Below are 18046 nucleotides of genomic sequence, written 5' to 3'. Positions count from 1 at the left end.
TCACCCGCAACTCTGGAATCCCGCGTTCCGATTCGCTCTCTCCGGATTCCGGTTGGCGGTCTCCGCCCACACCGCCGGTGTCGATTGAGTGTTCGAAGTCGCCCAAATCCTCGCTGTCGCACTTCGGCTGATTCCTGTCTATTAATGCCGCATATTGGCCAATTTCTTAAGTGCTCCTGGTCACTATTGGTTGATCCCCGAATAACAGTGGGCATCTCGAACCCCATGACCACGGAGACGCGCACGCCCCATCCAGTCCTTGATCAAGCAGCCGTCACGGGCCTCCTCTTTCAGGACGGCAAGGAGGGAATCGAGCTCCACGGCCGGTGGCGGAAGGCGGTCTCGAATGATCTGTTCCGGTATCGACCCGGACTGAGCGCCCCACAACGATGGCGGCTCGCCTACGAGAGACTCCGAGCGCTGAACAAGGAAGTCCCGTCGCCCGAACTCTTCGCCAACGACCCGCGCGGACTCGCGGCGTTGCACGAGTGGACCTGCCCGGTGGACGGCGCCACGGTCACCGTGGCGGGGATCCACTACAACCTCTTTCTCGGCAGCGTCGTCGACGACCAGGTCTCCCAGCCGCGCGAGTTGACGGAATTCGCCACCATGTCCCGTATGGGTACCTTCCTGTGCACCGAGCGCGCGCACGGAAACGACGTGGCGGCGCTGGAGACCGTCGCCCGGTACGACAGGGAGCGCGACGAGTTCGTCCTGCACACTCCCCACCCCGGCGCGCAGAAGTACATGCCCAACACCAGCTCCGCCGGTGGGCCCAAGACCGCGGTCGTCGGCGCCCGGCTGATCGTCGACGACAAGGATCTGGGCGCCTTCCTCTTCCTCACCCCGCTGAGCGACGACTACGGCACCCTGCCCGGCATCACCGTCACCCTGCTGCCGGAACGCGTCGGCGCCTCGGTGGACCACTGCGCCACGAACTTCGACAACGTACGGCTGCCCCGCACCGCCCTCCTCCAGGGCGCCCACGGTCAACTCCTGCCCGACGGAAGCCTCGTGAGCTCGGTCGGCAGTCCGCGCAAGCGGTTCCTGCACGCGATCAGCCGGGTCACGGCAGGCAAGCTGTGCATGAGCGCGAGCGGGCTCGGGGTGGCCCGTACGGCGCTCGCCATCGCCGTCCGGTACTCGTACACCCGGCACATCTCAGGACCCGTGGCCGGGCAGCGTGTCCCGCTCGCCGCGCACCGCAGCCACCACAGCCGCCTCCTCGACCACACCGCCACCGCCTACGCCATGACCTTCCTGCATCGCGCGGCCACCGAGCGCTGGGTCACCCACACGCCCGAGGAACGCGCCGACGCCGAGCGGCTGGTCGCCGTCACCAAGGGATGGGTCACCTGGCGGGCCCGCGAGATCGCGACCGAGTGCCGGGAACGGTGCGGAGCCCGGGGACTGTTCGCCGTGAACGGACTCGCCGCCCTGGCCGGCGACATCGACGGCGCGATCACCGCCGAGGGCGACAACCTGGCGATCTGGTGCAAGGCCGGCGCCGAGATGATCTTCGGGCACGATCTGGCGCCGGAACCCCTCCGGCCCACCGGCGACGAGCCGTTGACCGACCCGGGACTGCCGCGCCGCGCCCTCACCACCGCCGAGCGCTACTGGCACACCGCCGCCCGTCGCGACCTGCGGCGCGGTGACAGCGGCGACGCCCTCGGCCGCTGGAACAACGCCTCCGACGCCGCCCTCGCCCTCGTAGAGGTGTACACGGTGGGTCAGGCGGCCGACGCTTTACTCACTGCCTGCGCCCAGGTCTCCGACCCGATCACGCGCGCTGTCCTGGAGGATCTGGCCGCGCTCTTCCTCCTCCGTCAGGTCAGTGCCCGCAGTGGTCTGCTGCTCGCCGAACAGGCCCTCACCGCCGACCAGGTACGCGCCCTGCCGGAGACCCTGCACACCCTCACCACCCGGCTCGCCCCGCACCTCGGCACCCTGACGCAGGCTTTCGACCTCCCGGAGGAGCTTCTGTCGTCGCTGCCGATGCTCTCCGGCGTCTGACCGATGTGTCCGGTGAGTCGGGAGAGGCAATTCTTGGCCTAAAAGTGACGTGCACATGACGTGCAGCTGGTGTGCCCCGACTGGCGTAACCGGTAAGCGGCACAAGCGACAAGTGCCGGGCGTGTAGGGGATGTACGCCCGGCCGATCCGCGAACCGGTACCCGTGCCGGTCACTTGAGCCGATCTGCGAACCGGTCCCCCAGCCGGTCCGGGATCCGGTCAGTCGGCCCGCCGCAACACCCGGTACAGCCCCGCGCTCACCGCGAACCCCACCAGGCATGTGATGTCGCCGAAGGCCGGCCACTGCTGCGGTACCCACCCCACGTACTTCTCCTGGTTCGAGAAGAGCGGCACCGACACCGCGATGCCCGCCAACAGGGCAGCCACTCCGGGCCAGTTGGTGAAAGCCCGGTCGGACAGCCGCGCGCTCAGCGCCTCGACCGGCGTCCGTGCCCGAAGCCACCGCTCCACCAGCACCACCCCCAGCCACGGTCCCACCCAGTACGCGATCACCAGCAGAAACGCCTCGTACGCCTGCCCCGCGTCCGCCAGCGACGACCAGGCCGCCGCCGTACCCGCGAGCCCGCACAGCACCACGATCGCGCCGCGCCCCAGCCACACGGGCAACCGGAGGCCCAGGGACGTGACCGACATCGCGGACGAGTAGACGTTCAGGGCGTTCGCCGAGACCGCGCCCAGGATGATCGCCAGCAGCACCAGGTCGCCCAGCCGGCCCGGGAGATGACCCGTGAAGGCCGCCGTCGGAGTGGCGCCCTCGGGAGCGACGATCGTCGCCGAGGCCGCGCCGATCAGCGCCACGACGGACACGGACACGAACAGGCCGACGGCCGGGTAGAGCACGGTGCGGAAGCGGTTCGCCGTACGGGGAAGGTAGCGGGAGTAGTCCGAGGCGCCGGGGTTCCAGCCGGCCGTGTATCCCCAGGCCGCGCTGAAGGCGAGCAGGAAGCCGCCGATACCGCCGTCGCCGCCGGGCGCGCCCAGGTGCGCCTCCTTGAACGTCCAGACGCCGGCCAGCAGGAAGACGACGGCCAGCGCCGGGAACGCGTACTTCTCGAAGGCGTGCACGAAGTTGTGTCCGACGAAGCCGATCACGATCTCCGCCGCCACCACGAGCAACAGGGACGGGAGCGGACGCAGACCGGTCAGTGTGTTCAGCGCGAAGGCGGCGCTCACACTGTTGACCGCGAACCAGCCGACGCCGCAGACAAGGGCGTTCACACCGGCGGGCAGCAGATTTCCCCGGAACCCGAAGGCGAACCGCCCGATCGCCATCTGCGGTACGCCGAACCGGGGACCGTCCAGGGAGAGGATCCCGTGCGTCAGCGAACCGAGCGCGGTGCCCAGCAACAGGGCGGCGGACGCCTGCCAGAAGTCGAGGCCGAAGAAGAGGACCGAGATCACGCCGATGTAGACGGTCGCGAACTCGATGTTCGGGGAGGCCCAGGTCCACAGCAACTGGAGCGGGCCGCCGTGCCGTTCGGCATCCGGAATGGGTTCCGAGCCCGCGGTCTCCACGGCGATGACCTTGTCGCCGTACGCGGGGGCCGGGGTCACGGTGGCGTTCGCCGGAGCAGTCGTCATGCGAGGAAGTGTCCGGTCCGCGACGGATTCCGCCCAGGGGCGCGATGTCCGCTTCCGGGGGCTCGCCGACGTACACCTTGTAGGGGACCCGCACCTTGTACGGGGCGGCCGCGACCCCCTACGCACACTGGTGCTTCTGGGCCTTCCGGGTGCTTCCGGGGTCTTCCAGTCCTAGTCCTTGGGGTCCTCGCCGGCCTCCCGGCGCTTCAGCTCCTCCTCGCGGCGACGCAGGTCGGCCTCCCAGTCCCGCAGATGGGCGTCGTCGTCCTTGACCTCGTCCTCGGAGTCCTCGCCCTGCTCCCCGCCCTTCTTCTCGTCCTTGAGGGACTTGAGGAACTCCGGGTTGTCGTCCGGGGCGATCCACTGGCCGCCTGCGGTGCCCAGGCGCTGGGAGGTGGCACGGTCACGGCCGATGATCAGCCAGGAGACGGAGCCGACCAGCGGGAACAGAAGAATGAGGATGGCCCACACGGGCTTGGGCATGAAGCGGACATCCGTCTCCCGCGTGGTGACGCAGTCGATGAACGCGTAGATGCTCAGTGCGAGAGGCACCAGGATCATCAGCACCCGGAGCATGTATTCGGTCCCCTTGAGTCGCTGTCCGGGCGCACTGACGGTCGCGTCCGGCCCCCGCTGACCTGTCCAGGGTAGTGCGTGACGGATACTGGAACGCATGGCTTACGACGATCTTCGCTCCCTGCTCAGGGCGCTGGAGCGCGAGGGTGACCTCAAGCGCATCAAGGCCGAGGTGGACCCGTACCTGGAGGTCGGGGAGATCGTCGACCGTGTACAGAAGGCAGGCGGGCCCGCGCTGCTCTTCGAGAACGTGCGCGGGTCGGCGATGCCGCTGGCCATGAACGTGTTCGGCACCGACCGGCGGCTGCTCAAGTCGCTCGGGCTGAAGTCGTACGCGGACATCAGCGACCGGATCGGCGGGCTGCTGAAGCCCGAGCTGCCCCAGGGGTTCGTGGGCGTGCGCGAGGCCTTCGGCAAGCTCGGATCGATGGTCCACGTACCGCCGAAGAAGGTGAAGTCGGACAACGCGCCGGTCCAGGAGGTCGTCCTCAAGGGTGACGAGGTGGACCTCGACGCTCTCCCGGCGCTCTTCACCTGGCCGGAGGACGGCGGCTCCTTCTTCAATCTGGGGCTGACCCACACCAAGGACCCGGAGTCCGGCGTACGCAACCTTGGTCTCTACCGGCTCCAGCGGCACGACAAGCGCACGATCGGGATGCACTGGCAGATCCACAAGGACAGCCGGAACCACTACCAGGTGGCGGCCAGGAAGGGCGAACGCCTCCCGGTCGCCATCGCCTTCGGGTGCCCGCCCGCGGTCACCTACGCCTCGACGGCACCGCTCCCCGGTGACATCGACGAATACCTGTTCGCCGGGTTCATCGCGGGCAAGCGGATCGAGATGGTCGACTGCGAGACGGTGCCGTTGCAGGTGCCCGCGCAGGCGGAAGTGGTGCTGGAGGGCTGGCTGGAGCCCGGCGAGATGCTCCCCGAGGGGCCCTTCGGCGACCACACGGGCTTCTACACCCCGCAGGAGCCGTTCCCGGCGCTCACGATCGACTGTGTGACGATGCGGCGGCGCCCGCTGCTCCAGTCGATCGTCGTGGGGAGGCCACCCACGGAGGACGGCCCGCTGGGCCGCGCGACGGAGAGGTTCTTCCTGCCGCTCCTCAAGATCATCGTCCCGGACATCGTGGACTACCACCTCCCCGAGGCCGGCGGCTTCCACAACTGCGCGATCGTCTCGATCGACAAGAAGTACCCCAAGCACGCGCAGAAGGTCATGCACGCCGTCTGGGGCGCCCACATGATGTCCCTGACCAAGCTGATCATCGTCGTCGACTCGGACTGCGACGTCCACGACCTGCACGAGGTCGCCTGGCGGGCCCTCGGCAACACGGACTACTCCCGCGACCTCAGCATCGTCGAAGGCCCCGTCGACCACCTGGACCACGCCTCCTACCAGCAGTTCTGGGGCGGCAAGGCGGGCATCGACGCGACGAAGAAGTGGCCCGAGGAGGGGTACACGCGGGACGGGGGGTGGCCGGAGATGGTGGTGTCCGACCCGGACACGGCGGCGAAGGTCGACAGACGCTGGAAGGAGTACGGCCTGTGAGTTCAGCATCCGCGTCCGCCGCGCTGCCCCAGCCGGGCCGCACCAAGGCGTTCCTGCGCCTGGTCATGATCGAGCACTCGATCTTCGCGCTGCCCTTCGCCTACATCGCCGCGCTGACGGCGATGTTCCAGCTGGACAGGAACATCCACTGGAGCCGCCTGCTCCTGGTCACCGTCTGCATGGTCGGTCTGCGGACCTTCGCGATGGCCGTCAACCGGATCATCGACCGCGAGATCGACGCCCGTAACCCGCGCACGTCCCACCGCGAACTGGTCACCGGCGCGATGTCGGTGAAGCACGCCTGGACCGGCGCCCTGATCGCCGTCGTCGTCTTCCTCGGCTCGGCGGCCCTTCTGAACCCCCTGTGCCTGGCCCTCGCCCCCGTCGCGGTGATCCCGATGGTGGTCTATCCGTACGGCAAGCGGTTCACGAACTTCCCCCAGGCCATCCTGGGTCTCGCCCAGGCCATGGGCCCGGTCGGCGGCTGGCTGGCGATCACGGGGGAGTGGTCCTGGGACGCGGTGATCCTGGGGCTGGCGGTCGGCATCTGGATCGGCGGCTTCGACCTGATCTACGCCTGCCAGGACATCGAGACGGACCGTGAGACCGGCGTGCTGTCGGTACCGGCCCGCTTCGGTGTCCCGGCGGCGGTGTGGAGCGCCCGCGTCTGCCACGCCCTGACGACGGCACTGCTGGTCTGGTACGCGCTGGCCACGGACGCGGGAGCGTTCTTCTGGCTGGGGCTGCTGGTCGTCGCGGGGGCCTTCCTGTACGAGCACACGATCGTGCGGCCCGATGACCTGTCGCGGCTGAACCGGGCGTTCTTCTCGGTCAACGGGTTCATCGGTATTGCCCTGTTCGGGTGTGCGCTGCTGGATCTTCTGGTTCGGGGCCTGACCCTGTAAGTACGGTGCGGCTTACTATCGAGGGCAGGACCCCAGGGAGGCCGCCGTGACCGTCTCGGGCATCGATCGCCTGCACTCGCAGCTCAGCAAGCTGGAGGACATGTTCCCCGGCTATCTGACGGAGATTGTCGAGGGCAGCATCGTGATGAATCCGGTCAGGCCGTTCCACGGGAAGACGATCACGCGTCTGTGGACCGAGCTTGAACACCAACTGCCTCCCGGGTGGGCCCTGGTCACCGACGTGGCGTTCCCGTTCGACGACGCCAACGAGTTCTGCCCGGACCTCGCGGTCATCCCGGCCGAGGCCGAGGCGGAGAACCGCAGCGCGTACCCGCACGACCTGATCGAGTTCGTCGCCGAAGTGGTGTCACCCGAGAGCATCCGCCGCGACTACGAGGTCAAACCTCGCTGGTACGCCTCCAGGGGCATCGCCAACTACCTGATCCTGGACCCCCTGAAGGGCCACGCCGTCACGATGTGGAATCCCGGACCCGACGGATACCGGGGCCGCGACACCGTCCCGTACGGAGGCGATCTGGCCCTCGACTCCCCGCTCGGCAAGTTCACGGTGGCTACCGCTGGTCTCCCCGTCGACCCCAAGGCGAGTGCCCAGTCCTGAATACGGCCCCGCCCGCCGGTAGGCTCAGGGTGTGAACGCAGGAGAAACGCAGCGCACGCCTTGGATCGTGGGGGTGTCCGGAGCATCGGGGACGCCGTATGCGGCTGCTGTGCTGCGCGCGCTGCTCGGGGCGGGTCAGGCCGTCGATCTGATCGTCAGCCGGGCCTCCCGGCTCACGCTGCTCGACGAGACGGGGATCTCCTTCAGGGACGCCCACTGGCAGGACGACCTGCGGGAATGGCTGGCCCGGGGCGCCGACGGCAAGCCCGGCACCTTCGACGTGGACATCAGCGGCGTACGGCACTGGAGTGCCGGGGATCTGGCGGCCGGGCCCTCCTCCGGGTCGTACGCCACCAAGGGGATGCTGATCGTGCCCGCCTCCACGGCCTGTGTGGCCGGGGTCGCGCTCGGCCTGTCGAAGGACCTGCTGCAGCGGGCGGCCAGTGTGACCCTCAAGGAACGGCGCGCACTCGTCGTCGCCGTACGGGAGTCCCCGCTGAACGGGCAGACCCTCCGCCACCTGGTGACCCTGGACGACGCAGGCGCGAGCGTCGTACCGGCGTCGCCCGCCTTCTACGCCGGCGCCACCCACATCCAGGATCTCGTGGACTTCGTCGCCGGGCGCGTGCTCGACGCGGCGGGCGTCCCGCACGGGCTGTACCGCCGCTGGGAGGGTGAACTCGGCGGCGGGGCCGGGGCATCCCGTACGTCCCGTACTGATAACGACTGACCTGGCGTACGTATCAGCAAGTGGCAGTACCACTCATGACTTCCAGGAACCTCCAGTACGCGCAGCAACCGTCACCCGCTGCAGTCTTCATCTTCAGCAGTTTTCAGGACTCTTCATCGGAAGGCTCGATCGCATGGACGCCGTGGACAGGCAGCTCATCCAGGCCCTGAGGGAGAACGGCCGGGCCTCCTACGCCGAGCTGGGGCGCCTCGTCGGTCTGTCGGGACCCAGTGTCACCGACCGCATCAACCGGCTGGAGGCGGCCGGTGTCATCACCGGTTACCGCGCCACCGTCGACTCCGCCTCGCTCGGCCTGGGGGTCATCGCGCTGATCGGCATCTCACTCTCCGACGCGGCCGACCACGAGGACGTGGCACGCCGGATGCGGGACCTCAGCGAGATCGAGGACTGCTGGTTCATCGCCGGCGACGACTCGTTCATGCTCAAGGTGCGGGCGAGCGACGTCGACGGGCTGGAGAAGACCATCCGGCGGCTCAGCGGAACCCAGGGCGTCTCCAGGACCCGTACGACCATCGTGCTCTCCACGAAGTGGGAGAACAGGGTGGGTGAGCTGCCGGAGGAGCAGTAGGGGCATGGGCGTACGGTGGGTCGAGTTGTCGGAGAAAGGTGTGGGCATGGACGTCGGGCTCAAGCGCGAGCTGGAGGAGAAGGTCAGGGCCGGTGAGCGGCTGACCCGTGAGGACGGCATCGCGCTGTACGAGTCGGACGACCTGGCGTGGCTGGGCGGGCTGGCGCACGAGGTGCGGACCCGTAAGAACGGTGACGTCGTGCACTTCAACGTCAACCGGCACCTCAACATGACGAACGTCTGCACGGCCTCCTGTGCCTACTGCTCGTTCCAGCGCAAGCCGGGCGAGAAGGACGCGTACACGATGCGCATCGAGGAGGCGGTGAAGCTCGCCAAGGCGATGGAGGGCGAGAACCTCACCGAGCTGCACATCGTCAACGGTCTGCACCCGAGCCTCCCGTGGCGCTACTACCCGCGCTCCCTGCGGGAGTTGAAGGCCGCCCTCCCGGACGTCTCCCTCAAGGCGTTCACGGCGACGGAGATCCACCACTTCGAGACGATCAGCGGTCTGTCGGCGTCCGAGATCCTCGACGAGCTGATCGACGCGGGTCTCGAGTCCCTGACCGGCGGTGGCGCGGAGATCTTCGACTGGGAGGTCCGCGAGCACATCGTCGACCACCGGACGCACTGGGAGGACTGGTCGCGCATCCACCGTCTCGCGCACGAGAAGGGTCTCAAGACCCCGTGCACGATGCTGTACGGCCACATCGAGGAGCCGCGGCACCGGGTGGACCACGTGCTGCGCCTGCGTGAACTCCAGGACGAGACGAACGGCTTCCAGGTCTTCATCCCGCTGCGCTACCAGCACGACTTCGTCGACATGAAGGACGGCAAGGTCAGGAACCGCCTCCAGGCGCGCACGCAGATGGCGACCGGCGCCGAGGCCCTGAAGACCTTCGCGGTCTCCCGGCTGCTCTTCGACAACGTCCCGCACGTCAAGGTCTTCTGGGTCATGCACGGCGTCCAGACCGCCCAGCTGGCCCTCCAGCACGGCGCCGACGACATGGACGGCTCGGTCGTCGAGTACAAGATCACCCACGACGCCGACAACTACGGCACCCCCAACAAGCTCACCCGCGAGGACCTCCTCGACCTGATCCGGGACGCAGGCTTCCGCCCGGTGGAGCGCAACACGCGGTACGAGATCATCCGCGAGTACGACGGCCCGGACCCGGCGCGTCGCGAGTCGCCGCAGCCGATGCGGGTGTGAAGGTCCGACCCCTGCACTCGAACGTAAGACTTACGATGCTCGGGTGACCCTTACCTTCACCCTTGATCCCGCAGTCACGCCCGATCTCCGCGACGGGCTCCTCGACCTGTGGACGGACGTCTCCAACGCGGGCGGTGCCGTCGGGTTCGTCGCCCCGGTGGAGCGGGAGACGGTCCGGCCCGAGTTGGTGAAGCACTTCGCGGCGATGGCGGGCGGGCGTACCCGGCTGCTGGTCGGGCACGACGAGGACGGGCGGGTCGCCGCGAGCGCCTTCCTCGCCTTCAACACCCACCGCCTCATGACCCACTGGGTGTGGCTGTACACGGTGATGGTCCACCCCCGCCACCAGGGCAGGGGCTACGGCCGCGGTCTGCTGTCGGCGGCGGCCGACGCGGCCCGCACCTTCGAGGGCATGGAGGCGATCCGCCTCACCTGCCGCGGTGGCCTCGGTCTGGAGCGTTTCTACGGCTCCTGCGGCTACAAGGAGGTCGGCCGCATACCCGGCGCGATACGGGTCGCGCCCGGCGACGACCGCGACGACGTCATCATGCTGCTGCCCCTGCTGTGAGCCCGTGGACCCCGTCCGTGAGCCTGTGGACCCCGTCCGTCGGCCCGTGGACCCCCGTGCAAGATCGGGACCTCGCCGTGCTTCACTGGACGGCGCCCCTTTTTGGAACCGGAAGAGTGGATTGAGATGCTCCGCTACACGCTGATGCGCCTCGGGATCTTGGTGGCCTGCCTGCTGGTCGTCTGGGGCGCCGTCTACTCCGGTATCGCCCCGCGCGGCCTGGGCGGCTCCAACGGCATGTGGGTCATCCTGCTCTCCCTGGTGATCTCCGCCCCGATCAGTTTCGTGGTGCTCCGCAAGGAGCGGGACCGGGCGTCGATCCAGATCGTCGAGCGGGTGGACCGCGCCAAGGCCAACCTGGAGGCGAACCGCAGCCAGGAGGACGAGGCCGTCGACGAGGCGGCCCGCGCGCAGGCACAGACCCAGGCGCAGGTCCAGGCCCAGAGCCAGCCCTCCTGACCTGACGACACGCGGGCTCGCACACCGGCCCGCGCAACTACCCTTGCCTCCATGGGTGCTGTGAAGAACAAGCGGATGCCGCGCGCCGTCCGTGAGCAGCAGATGCTGGACGCCGCCGTACGGACCTTCGGCCAGCGTGGCTACATGGCCGCGTCGATGGACGAGATCGCCGAACTCGCCGGTGTCTCCAAGCCGTTGGTCTATCTGTACCTGAACTCGAAGGAAGACCTCTTCACCGCCTGTATCCGGCGCGAGGCCAGGACGCTCACCGCGGCGGTCCGCGCCGGTGTCGAACCGGCTCTGCCCGCCGACCGCCAGCTCTGGGACGGCCTGCGCGCGTTCTTCACGCACACCGCCCAGAACCCGGACGGCTGGTCGGTGCTGCATCTCCAGGCCCGTACGCACGGCGAGCCGTTCGCGACCGAGGTCGCGGCGATGCGCGAGGAACTCGTCGCGTTCGTCACACAGCTGATCGTGGTCGCCGCCCGAGAGGCCCACCGTGACCCCTCGCTGCCCGAGCGGGAGGTCGCCGGCCTGGCCGTGGCCCTGGTCGGCGCCGCCGAGTCCCTGGCGGCCTGGGCGAACACCACCCCAGGAGTCACCGCCAAACAGGCGGCGACAACCCTGATGAACTTCGCCTGGGCAGGCCTGGACAACCTGATGGCAGGCCACCCTTGGTCACCCCCACCGGACCCCGAAGCCTGAAGGCGGCCGCAGGCCCCCTTCAGGGGCGCGGGGAACTGCGCGACCAGCCACAACGGCGCAGCAGCGACCCGACAACCCCAACACCCCACCCCCTTCACGGCCCCCTGCGCGGAGCGCTCCGCACCTCGCCCCGTAGGTGTACGCGTCCCCCGCCCCGCAGTTCGAAGTTCCCGTAGCCGTCGGCCCCGTACTCCACCGTGCCCGGCAGCAGTACCGGCGCCCTGAAGTCGGTGCGGACCAGGGCCGATTCGGGGGTGCCGTGGGCGGCGAGGCAGCGGGCGGCGGTCCACATGCCGTGGGCTATCGCGCGCCGGAAGCCGAAGAGGCGGGCGGTGAGGGCGTGCAGGTGGATGGGGTTGCGGTCGCCGGAGGTGGCGGCGTACCGCCGGCCGATGTCCTCGCCGAGCCGCCACCGGGTGACCAGAGGCAGCGCCTCGGGTTCGTCGCCGGGACCCCGCGCGCCCCGCGTACCGGCGGTGGGCGCCTCAGCCCGGTGCGGTACCGGATGCCGGGCCAGATAGGTGCTCCGCGACTCCCACACCGGCTCCGCGCCCGCACCCTCGCCCTCCACCTCACCCCTGCCCTCCACCTCACCCGTACTCTCGCCCTCCCGTACCTCCGTCCGCACGGAGGCTTCGGTGCCGCGTCGGTGGGGCGTCAACTCATCGACGTACACGGTGAGTTCGTAGGTGCCGGTGGCGGCGAGCGGGCGTCGGCGGACGATCTCCACCGAGGTGTGGACCAGCCCGAGCAGCGGGAGCGGGAAGTCGCGCTCGGTCATCAGGAGCATGGCCAGCGGGAAGCCGAGGACGTGCGGATAGGTGAGGGGGAGGGCGTCGTCGCCGACGGGGAAGCCGCAGACCCGTTCGTAGGCGGCGAGGCGGGCGAGATCGATGCGTACGCCGGGCAGGACGAGGCGGGTGCCCAGGAGGGCGGCGTCAGGGGCGGTGGGGTCCGGGGCGGTGGGGACTGGGCGGGGCCGGTTGAGCGCGGCCTTCTTGAAAGGGGACGCGAAGGCGCCCCGGGCGAGCAGGGGTGTCAGGGCCGGGGACCGGTCGAGGGTGCGAAGCGAGCGGTCGGTCATGGTCAACTCCCACCTCGATACCATACTTACTCCAGAGTCAGGTTACCGGAGGTAAGTCCCGGATCGCCCCTGGATGAAAGTGTGAAGAAGGGCTGGGAAGGCGTATGGGGCCGGTGCTAACGTGAAAAACGCTCAGGACAGGGCAAGACGACCCATCGGTAACCTGTGTGACACCTGAGCTTCCACATCCCCGCCGCTCCACCGCCCCGGAACCCGCACGACCCCCACACGTGCGAGCCGTACGATCCGGTTTCTGAACAGCGGCACCGCCGAAGTCGTACATCTGTGGTGAACACCGTCAGAGGTGTACACGCCGGAAGGCCGCCGCACGTCACAGGAGCCGCTCGTGTCCTCGTCGTTCCCGTCCTCCCCGACCTCGCCGCAGATCGTGACCGCCGTCGGCTACGACGGCGAGCCCCTGCTGGTGGAGCCCGAGATCCGGCGACTGGACGGATCCGTGCGGGAGGTGTCCGTACCGGCGTTCGTCGCGCCCGTGACGTACGGCTCGCTCGCGGACCTTCCCTTCGACAACGCGAACGAGGAACCCGAGGCGAAGGCCCTCAGCCGTCGTACGGCGGACGGCAGCTGGGAGGATGTCACGGCGGCCGAGTTCGCCGAGCAGGTCCTCGCGCTGGCCAAGGGGCTGATCGCCGAGGGCCTGCTGCCGGGCGACCGGCTGGCCATCATGGCGCGCACGACATACGAGTGGACGCTCATGGACTTCGCCGCGTGGGCGGCGGGACTGGTGACCGTACCCATCTACCCGACGTCGTCCGCCTTCCAGACCCGCTGGATCCTCCAGGACTCCGGCGCGGTGGCCCTCGCGACGGAGACGATGACGCAGGCCGCCGCGCTCGGCCCGGAACGCGACCGCATCCCCGACCTCAAGCACATGTGGGTCTTCGAGAAGGGTCATGTGGAGCGGCTCTCGGAGCTCGGCAAGGACGTACCGGACCAGGAAGTCGCCGTACGCCGTGGGGTGTTGGGGCCGGACACCCTCGCCACACTCATCTACACCTCGGGCACGACCGGCCGCCCGAAGGGCTGCGCGCTCACCCACGGCAACTTCTTCGCCGAGGTCGACAACGCCATCGAACTCCTCTATCCCGTCTTCCGGGAACGGACGAAGGACGAGGCGTCGGTGCTGCTGTTCCTGCCGATGTCGCACGTCTTCGGCCGGATGGTGGCCATCGCCTGCATCCGGGCCGGGGTGCGCCTCGGTCACGCCCCGAGCCTCAGGTCGGAAGACCTGCTCGGGGACCTGGCGGCCTTCCAGCCCACCTGTCTGCTCGCCATCCCGTACATGCTGGAGAAGGTCTTCAACACGGCCCGCGCGAAGGCCGAGACGGGCAAACGGGTCTCGTCCTTCGACCGCGCGGTGAGCGTGGCCCGCCGCTACAGCGAGGCGGTGGAGGAGCAGCGGCACGGCATCGGCAACGGCCCGAGCCGCTCACTGCGCACCGCGCGCGCCTTCTACGACCCGCTCGTCTACCGCCGCATCCGCAACGCCATGGGCGGCAGGGTCCGTTACATGATCTGCGGCGGCTCCCCGCTCGGCCGCCCCCTGGCCGGCTTCTTCGCCGGGTCGGGCATCGAGATCTACGAGGGATACGGCCTGACCGAGTCCACGGGCGCGGCCACGGTCACGCCACCGCTCAAACCCCGGGTGGGCACCGTGGGCTGGCCCCTCCCCGGCACCCGCGTCCGGATCGCCGCCGACGGCGAGGTGGAGCTGGCCGGTGAGCAGATCCTGCGCGGCTACTGGGACCCGAGCGCGGGCGGCGTCGTCCCGGCGGCACCGGAGGGCTGGCTCGCGACGGGCGACATCGGCTCCCTCGACGAAGAGGGCTATCTGACGATCACCGGCCGCAAGAAGGAGATCCTGATCACGGCCGGCGGCAAGAGCGTGGCCCCGGCGCCCATGGAGAACTGGCTGCGCGCCCACCCCCTGATCTCCCAGGCGATGGTCCTGGGTGACGGCCGCCCCTACATCTCGGCCCTGATCACCCTCGATTCCCCCGGCCTCACCCACTGGCGCCTGATGCAGGGCAAGCACCCGGTTCCGGCTGAACTCCTCATGGACGACGCCGACTTGAGGGCCGTCATCCAACGGGCGGTGGAGGAGGCCAACAAACTCGTCTCCCGCCCGGAGTCGATCCGCCGCTTCACCATCCTCCCCGTCGACTTCACGGAGGAGGCCGGCCACCTCACACCGTCGATGAAACTCCGCCGCTTCGAGGTCATGCGGGACTTCGCGGCGGAGGTGGAGGGGTTGTACGACCAGTGACAGGCGCCGGCGCCCCCCTCAGGGGCGCGGGGAACTGCGCGACAAGCCCCCACGGGCCGGCCCTCGACCGACAACCTGACCACCGCAACTCTCAGTGACGGTATCCGCAAAAGCCCGCGCAGTCGGACTGAGCGCATCCCACCTCCGCACAGCCCACCCCACCGCCAACGGCCGAAGCGAGGGCAACGGAACAAGCCGCACCGGCCCGTCGGAACGCGGCACCGCCAGATCAGGCACAGCAGGGACGATGGCGGCACCGAGCCCCAACTCCGCCAACAACAAAGCCGTATCCCAGTCGGCGACACTCGTGTCGAACACCGGCCGCACCCCCACCTCCGCGAACGCCGCGTCCAGTTGGGCGGCGGAAGTGGAGTTGGGCGGCAGCCGGATCAACCGAAGGTCGCGCAGATCGTCTGGCTCGGCATACGGCCGCCGCGCGAGAGCGTCACCGGCACCCACGGCGAGCACCCACGGCAACTCCATCACCATCCGCTGCTCGATACCCCGCACGGGCGCCCCGACGGTGATCCACGCGAGGTCCAACTCGCTGTCGGCCAGCGCGGCGAAACACCCCCGGCTGGAGTTCTCCGTACGGAACTCCAGGCTCACCTTGGGGTGTTGGCGCCGAAAGGCCACCACCGCGTCCGCCATGAAGTGCCGCACGGTGGTGGCACCGGTGGCGACCCGTACGGAGCCGCTCTCGCCGTCGACGAGCTCCTTGAGCTGGCGCAGAGCGAGGTCCAGCCCGGCTATGCCCTGCGAGGCGGCGGTCTGCAACACCCGTCCGGCCTCGGTCGGCAGGACTCCCCGGGCATGCCGCTCCAGCAGGGCGACGCCCGTCTCCCGCTCCAGCCGCTTCACATGCTGACTCACCGCCGACTGCGTACACGCGAGGTCACGGGCGACCGCGCTCAGGCTCCCGGCCCGGCACACGGCGACGAACACACGTAGGTCATCCAGGGTCACAACACCCAAGCTAACACTTGGAGTTGGTGACAGAACCTTAGGATTGACTGGTTGCGGGCGAGTACGTCACGCTCAGGACAGGGCCCAGGCGGCAACCCGTCCCGCGCCCCCGCCGGGGTCCGGACCAAGGGGTGGGGAGCGGACGGGTGCCGACCTTTCGCGCACCGAGAGGACGCCACCCCCATGTCCGCTTCCCTTCCCTCTCCCCACCCTTCTCCCCCTCCCGCACCCTCTCCCGCACCGTCCGCTCCTGCTCTCGTCTCGTCGACAGCAGCCCAAACCGTGGGCTTTCTAAGGCAGTTGGGCGCGGAACAGATCGGGCACCCCGGCGGCACCCTGCTCGCCCACCTCTGTCGGGTCTACCGACTGCTCGCCGCCTGGGAGGCCCGGCCGGCCCTCCGCCTGGCGGGCCTCTGCCACGCCGCCTACGGCACCGACGGCTTCCCCACCGCCCTGCTCTCCCTCGACCGCCGCGTCGAGCTGGCGAGGGTGATCGGCCCGGAGGCGGAGGAGATCGTCCACGTCTACGCCGCCATGGACCGCAGGGCCACCTATCCGGGCCTGGCCGCCCCGAACACACCGTTCTACGACCGTTTCACCGGCGGCGCCCGGCCCGTGAACCGGAGCCGGCGCGAGGACCTCGCCGAACTGACGGCCGCGAACGAACTCGACCTGGCCCGCGTGAGCCCGGTGTTCCGAGACCAGTGGGGCCCGGATCTGCTCGCCCTGTTCACCGGCTTCCGGCCACTGCTGAGCGGGCGGGCATGGGAGGACGTGGAGGCGACGCTGGGCCGCTGAAACGGGATCCTGGTGGATCCCGCTCGTTCGAGCTCAAACGAGCGGGCGGGCGCCCTGCTGGCCTGGATCGGAGTACGGTGAGAGTACCGAGCGCACTTCGCACGCCGTCATCCGTTTCGGCGTCGCCCTCGGGGAACGGCAATGCCGGATCGCCTCGCGTCCGGTCGGAAATGAGCCGCCCCACCATGAGCCTGTTGACTCTCGGAGTACTCGCCTCCTCGCACAAGGAGAACGAGTTTCGTCTGCCGCTGCACCCCAGCCACCTCGACCGCATCGCCCCGGACCTGCGCCAGAAGATCTTCCTCGAACAGGGCTACGGCAGCCGCTTCGGCATCGCCGACGACGCGCTCCGCCCACTCGTGGCGGGCCTGCGCTCGCGCGAGGAGCTCATCGCCGAGTGCGACGTCCTGCTGCTGCCCAAGCCGATGCACGAGGACATCGGCGAGCTGCGCGAGGGCCAGGTGCTGTGGGGCTGGCCGCACTGTGTGCAGGACGAGAAGATGACCCAGATCGGCATCGACCGACGGCTGACCCTGATCGCCTGGGAGGCCATGAACCACTGGACCGCCGCAGGTGCCTTCAGCGTCCACGTCTTCCACAAGAACAACGAGCTGGCCGGCTACTGCTCGGTCCTGCACTCCCTCCAGCTCGGCGGGCTCACCGGCCACTACGGCCGTCGCCTGCGCGCGGTGGTCATCAGCTTCGGTGCCACCGCGCGTGGAGCGGTCACGGGACTGGGCGCGATGGGAGTCACCGACGTCACGGTGCTCACCCAGCGCGCGGCGGCGGCGGTGGCCTCGCCGATGCCCTCGGTGGTGATGGCCCACTTCGAGGAGGAGCAGGACGACCCGACACGCCTGCGGGCGGTCACCTCGGCCGGTTCCATGCCGCTGGCGGAGTACCTGGCCGGATTCGACATCATCGTCAACTGCATCCTCCAGGACACCGACGCGCCGCTCATGTTCGTCAACGACGAGGAACTCGCCCACTTCCGGCCGGGGACCTTCTTCATCGACGTCGCCTGCGACGAGGGCATGGGCTTCTCCTTCGCCCGCCCGACCACGTTCGGCGAGCCCATGCACACGGTGGGACCGGGCTGCCACTACTACGGGGTCGACCACAGCCCGTCCCACCTGTGGAACTCCGCCACCTGGGAAATCAGCGAGGCGCTCCTGCCCTACCTGCGCAAGGTCATGAGCGGCCCGACGGCATGGGACGCCGACGTCACGGTCAGCAAGGCCATCGAGATCCGCGACGGCGTCGTCCAGAACCCGAAGATCCTCAGCTTCCAGCATCGGGCGGCGGCCTATCCCCACGCGTCTTCGCTGAGCGCGGTGGGCTGACGGGGGAGGGGCCTGGGCGGGGCCGGCGAGCGGG

General features: G+C 69.2%; 17 protein-coding genes. 13 read left to right on the top strand and 4 right to left on the bottom strand.

Annotation, left to right across the window (positions count from 1 at the left end; all coding sequences use genetic code 11):
• Window positions 1-225 precede the first annotated feature (225 nt).
• Entirely contained in the window at window positions 226-2016 is a 1791-nt protein-coding gene (locus tag PV734_RS15060) for an acyl-CoA dehydrogenase (RefSeq protein WP_319289811.1), read from the top strand.
• Window positions 2017-2235: 219 nt separating this feature from the next.
• On the opposite strand, the gene PV734_RS15055 is transcribed toward PV734_RS15060, so the two are convergent.
• Together PV734_RS15055 and PV734_RS15050 are read right to left on the bottom strand one after the other, a co-directional pair.
• Window positions 2236-3618, bottom strand: coding sequence for a purine-cytosine permease family protein (locus tag PV734_RS15055; RefSeq protein ID WP_319090563.1), 1383 nt, complete (start codon window positions 3616-3618; stop codon window positions 2236-2238).
• A 171-nt stretch (window positions 3619-3789) separates the two neighbouring features.
• Window positions 3790-4194 carry a PLD nuclease N-terminal domain-containing protein gene (locus PV734_RS15050; RefSeq protein ID WP_319090562.1) on the bottom strand — a complete coding sequence of 135 codons (405 nt, stop codon included), beginning with the start codon at window positions 4192-4194 and terminating at the stop codon, window positions 3790-3792.
• Window positions 4195-4291: 97 nt separating this feature from the next.
• Between PV734_RS15050 and PV734_RS15045 the strand changes: the two genes are divergently transcribed.
• From PV734_RS15045 to PV734_RS15005, 9 genes are all read left to right on the top strand, one after another.
• Entirely contained in the window at window positions 4292-5749 is a 1458-nt protein-coding gene (locus PV734_RS15045) for a menaquinone biosynthesis decarboxylase (RefSeq protein ID WP_319090561.1), read from the top strand.
• Window positions 5746-6654: a menaquinone biosynthesis prenyltransferase MqnP gene (gene mqnP / locus PV734_RS15040; protein ID WP_319289809.1), complete on the top strand. Its 909-nt coding sequence runs from the start codon at window positions 5746-5748 to the stop codon at window positions 6652-6654. Before PV734_RS15045 ends, mqnP begins: the two co-directional genes overlap by 4 nt.
• A gap of 46 nt (window positions 6655-6700) precedes the next feature.
• On the top strand, window positions 6701-7273 hold the full coding sequence (locus tag PV734_RS15035; RefSeq protein WP_319289807.1) for a Uma2 family endonuclease: 573 nt from the start codon (window positions 6701-6703) through the stop codon (window positions 7271-7273).
• A gap of 31 nt (window positions 7274-7304) precedes the next feature.
• A complete protein-coding gene (locus PV734_RS15030) occupies window positions 7305-8003 on the top strand; it encodes a UbiX family flavin prenyltransferase (protein ID WP_319090558.1) in 699 nt (232 codons plus the stop codon).
• Between the two features lie 133 nt (window positions 8004-8136).
• Window positions 8137-8592 (top strand): Lrp/AsnC family transcriptional regulator, encoded by a 456-nt coding sequence (locus PV734_RS15025; RefSeq protein WP_319090557.1) that lies wholly within the window; start codon window positions 8137-8139, stop codon window positions 8590-8592.
• A gap of 46 nt (window positions 8593-8638) precedes the next feature.
• Complete coding sequence (gene mqnE / locus PV734_RS15020; protein ID WP_319090709.1) at window positions 8639-9802, top strand: aminofutalosine synthase MqnE; 1164 nt, start codon at window positions 8639-8641, stop codon at window positions 9800-9802.
• 43 nt (window positions 9803-9845) lie between these two features.
• Window positions 9846-10370: a GNAT family N-acetyltransferase gene (locus tag PV734_RS15015; RefSeq protein ID WP_319090556.1), complete on the top strand. Its 525-nt coding sequence runs from the start codon at window positions 9846-9848 to the stop codon at window positions 10368-10370.
• A 126-nt stretch (window positions 10371-10496) separates the two neighbouring features.
• The gene (locus PV734_RS15010; RefSeq protein WP_319289803.1) at window positions 10497-10829 is read left to right on the top strand and encodes a DUF4229 domain-containing protein; all 333 of its coding nucleotides are present in this window, start codon (window positions 10497-10499) and stop codon (window positions 10827-10829) included.
• A 51-nt stretch (window positions 10830-10880) separates the two neighbouring features.
• Complete coding sequence (locus PV734_RS15005) at window positions 10881-11534, top strand: TetR/AcrR family transcriptional regulator (protein WP_319090554.1); 654 nt, start codon at window positions 10881-10883, stop codon at window positions 11532-11534.
• 94 nt (window positions 11535-11628) lie between these two features.
• Here PV734_RS15005 and PV734_RS15000 read toward each other — a convergent pair whose 3' ends face one another.
• Entirely contained in the window at window positions 11629-12618 is a 990-nt protein-coding gene (locus tag PV734_RS15000) for a MaoC family dehydratase (RefSeq protein ID WP_319289801.1), read from the bottom strand.
• Window positions 12619-12964: 346 nt separating this feature from the next.
• On the opposite strand from PV734_RS15000, the gene PV734_RS14995 reads away from it, so the two are divergent.
• The gene (locus PV734_RS14995) at window positions 12965-14905 is read left to right on the top strand and encodes an AMP-dependent synthetase/ligase (RefSeq protein ID WP_415924207.1); all 1941 of its coding nucleotides are present in this window, start codon (window positions 12965-12967) and stop codon (window positions 14903-14905) included.
• A gap of 18 nt (window positions 14906-14923) precedes the next feature.
• Here the strand turns inward: PV734_RS14995 and PV734_RS14990 are convergent, their stop codons facing one another.
• Window positions 14924-15871, bottom strand: a complete 948-nt coding sequence (locus PV734_RS14990) for a LysR family transcriptional regulator (protein WP_319289799.1) — start codon at window positions 15869-15871, stop codon at window positions 14924-14926.
• Window positions 15872-16153: 282 nt separating this feature from the next.
• Between PV734_RS14990 and PV734_RS14985 the strand changes: the two genes are divergently transcribed.
• Both PV734_RS14985 and PV734_RS14980 read left to right on the top strand, forming a co-directional pair.
• Window positions 16154-16669, top strand: a complete 516-nt coding sequence (locus PV734_RS14985) for a DUF6817 domain-containing protein (protein WP_319090551.1) — start codon at window positions 16154-16156, stop codon at window positions 16667-16669.
• A 185-nt stretch (window positions 16670-16854) separates the two neighbouring features.
• A complete protein-coding gene (locus PV734_RS14980) occupies window positions 16855-18012 on the top strand; it encodes a N(5)-(carboxyethyl)ornithine synthase (RefSeq protein WP_319090550.1) in 1158 nt (385 codons plus the stop codon).
• Window positions 18013-18046 lie beyond the last annotated feature (34 nt).

Source organism: Streptomyces sp. AK08-02 (assembly GCF_033795085.1).
Classification (GTDB): Bacteria; Actinomycetota; Actinomycetes; order Streptomycetales; family Streptomycetaceae; genus Streptomyces; species Streptomyces echiniscabiei.
This window is presented reverse-complemented; position numbering and strand designations above follow the sequence as displayed.

Bases quoted from the DNA above. Each gene is read 5' to 3' on its own strand.
- PV734_RS15060 (WP_319289811.1), top strand. From the start codon at position 226: ATGACCACGGAGACGCGCACGCCCCATCCAGTCCTTGATCAAGCAGCC.
- PV734_RS15010 (WP_319289803.1), top strand. From the start codon at position 10,497: ATGCTCCGCTACACGCTGATGCGCCTCGGGATCTTGGTGGCCTGCCTG.
- PV734_RS15005 (WP_319090554.1), top strand. From the start codon at position 10,881: ATGGGTGCTGTGAAGAACAAGCGGATGCCGCGCGCCGTCCGTGAGCAG.
- PV734_RS15045 (WP_319090561.1), top strand. From the start codon at position 4,292: ATGGCTTACGACGATCTTCGCTCCCTGCTCAGGGCGCTGGAGCGCGAG.
- PV734_RS15000 (WP_319289801.1), bottom strand. From the start codon at position 12,618: ATGACCGACCGCTCGCTTCGCACCCTCGACCGGTCCCCGGCCCTGACA.
- PV734_RS15055 (WP_319090563.1), bottom strand. From the start codon at position 3,618: ATGACGACTGCTCCGGCGAACGCCACCGTGACCCCGGCCCCCGCGTAC.
- PV734_RS15025 (WP_319090557.1), top strand. From the start codon at position 8,137: ATGGACGCCGTGGACAGGCAGCTCATCCAGGCCCTGAGGGAGAACGGC.
- PV734_RS14980 (WP_319090550.1), top strand. From the start codon at position 16,855: ATGAGCCTGTTGACTCTCGGAGTACTCGCCTCCTCGCACAAGGAGAAC.
- PV734_RS15050 (WP_319090562.1), bottom strand. From the start codon at position 4,194: ATGCTCCGGGTGCTGATGATCCTGGTGCCTCTCGCACTGAGCATCTAC.
- mqnE (WP_319090709.1), top strand. From the start codon at position 8,639: ATGGACGTCGGGCTCAAGCGCGAGCTGGAGGAGAAGGTCAGGGCCGGT.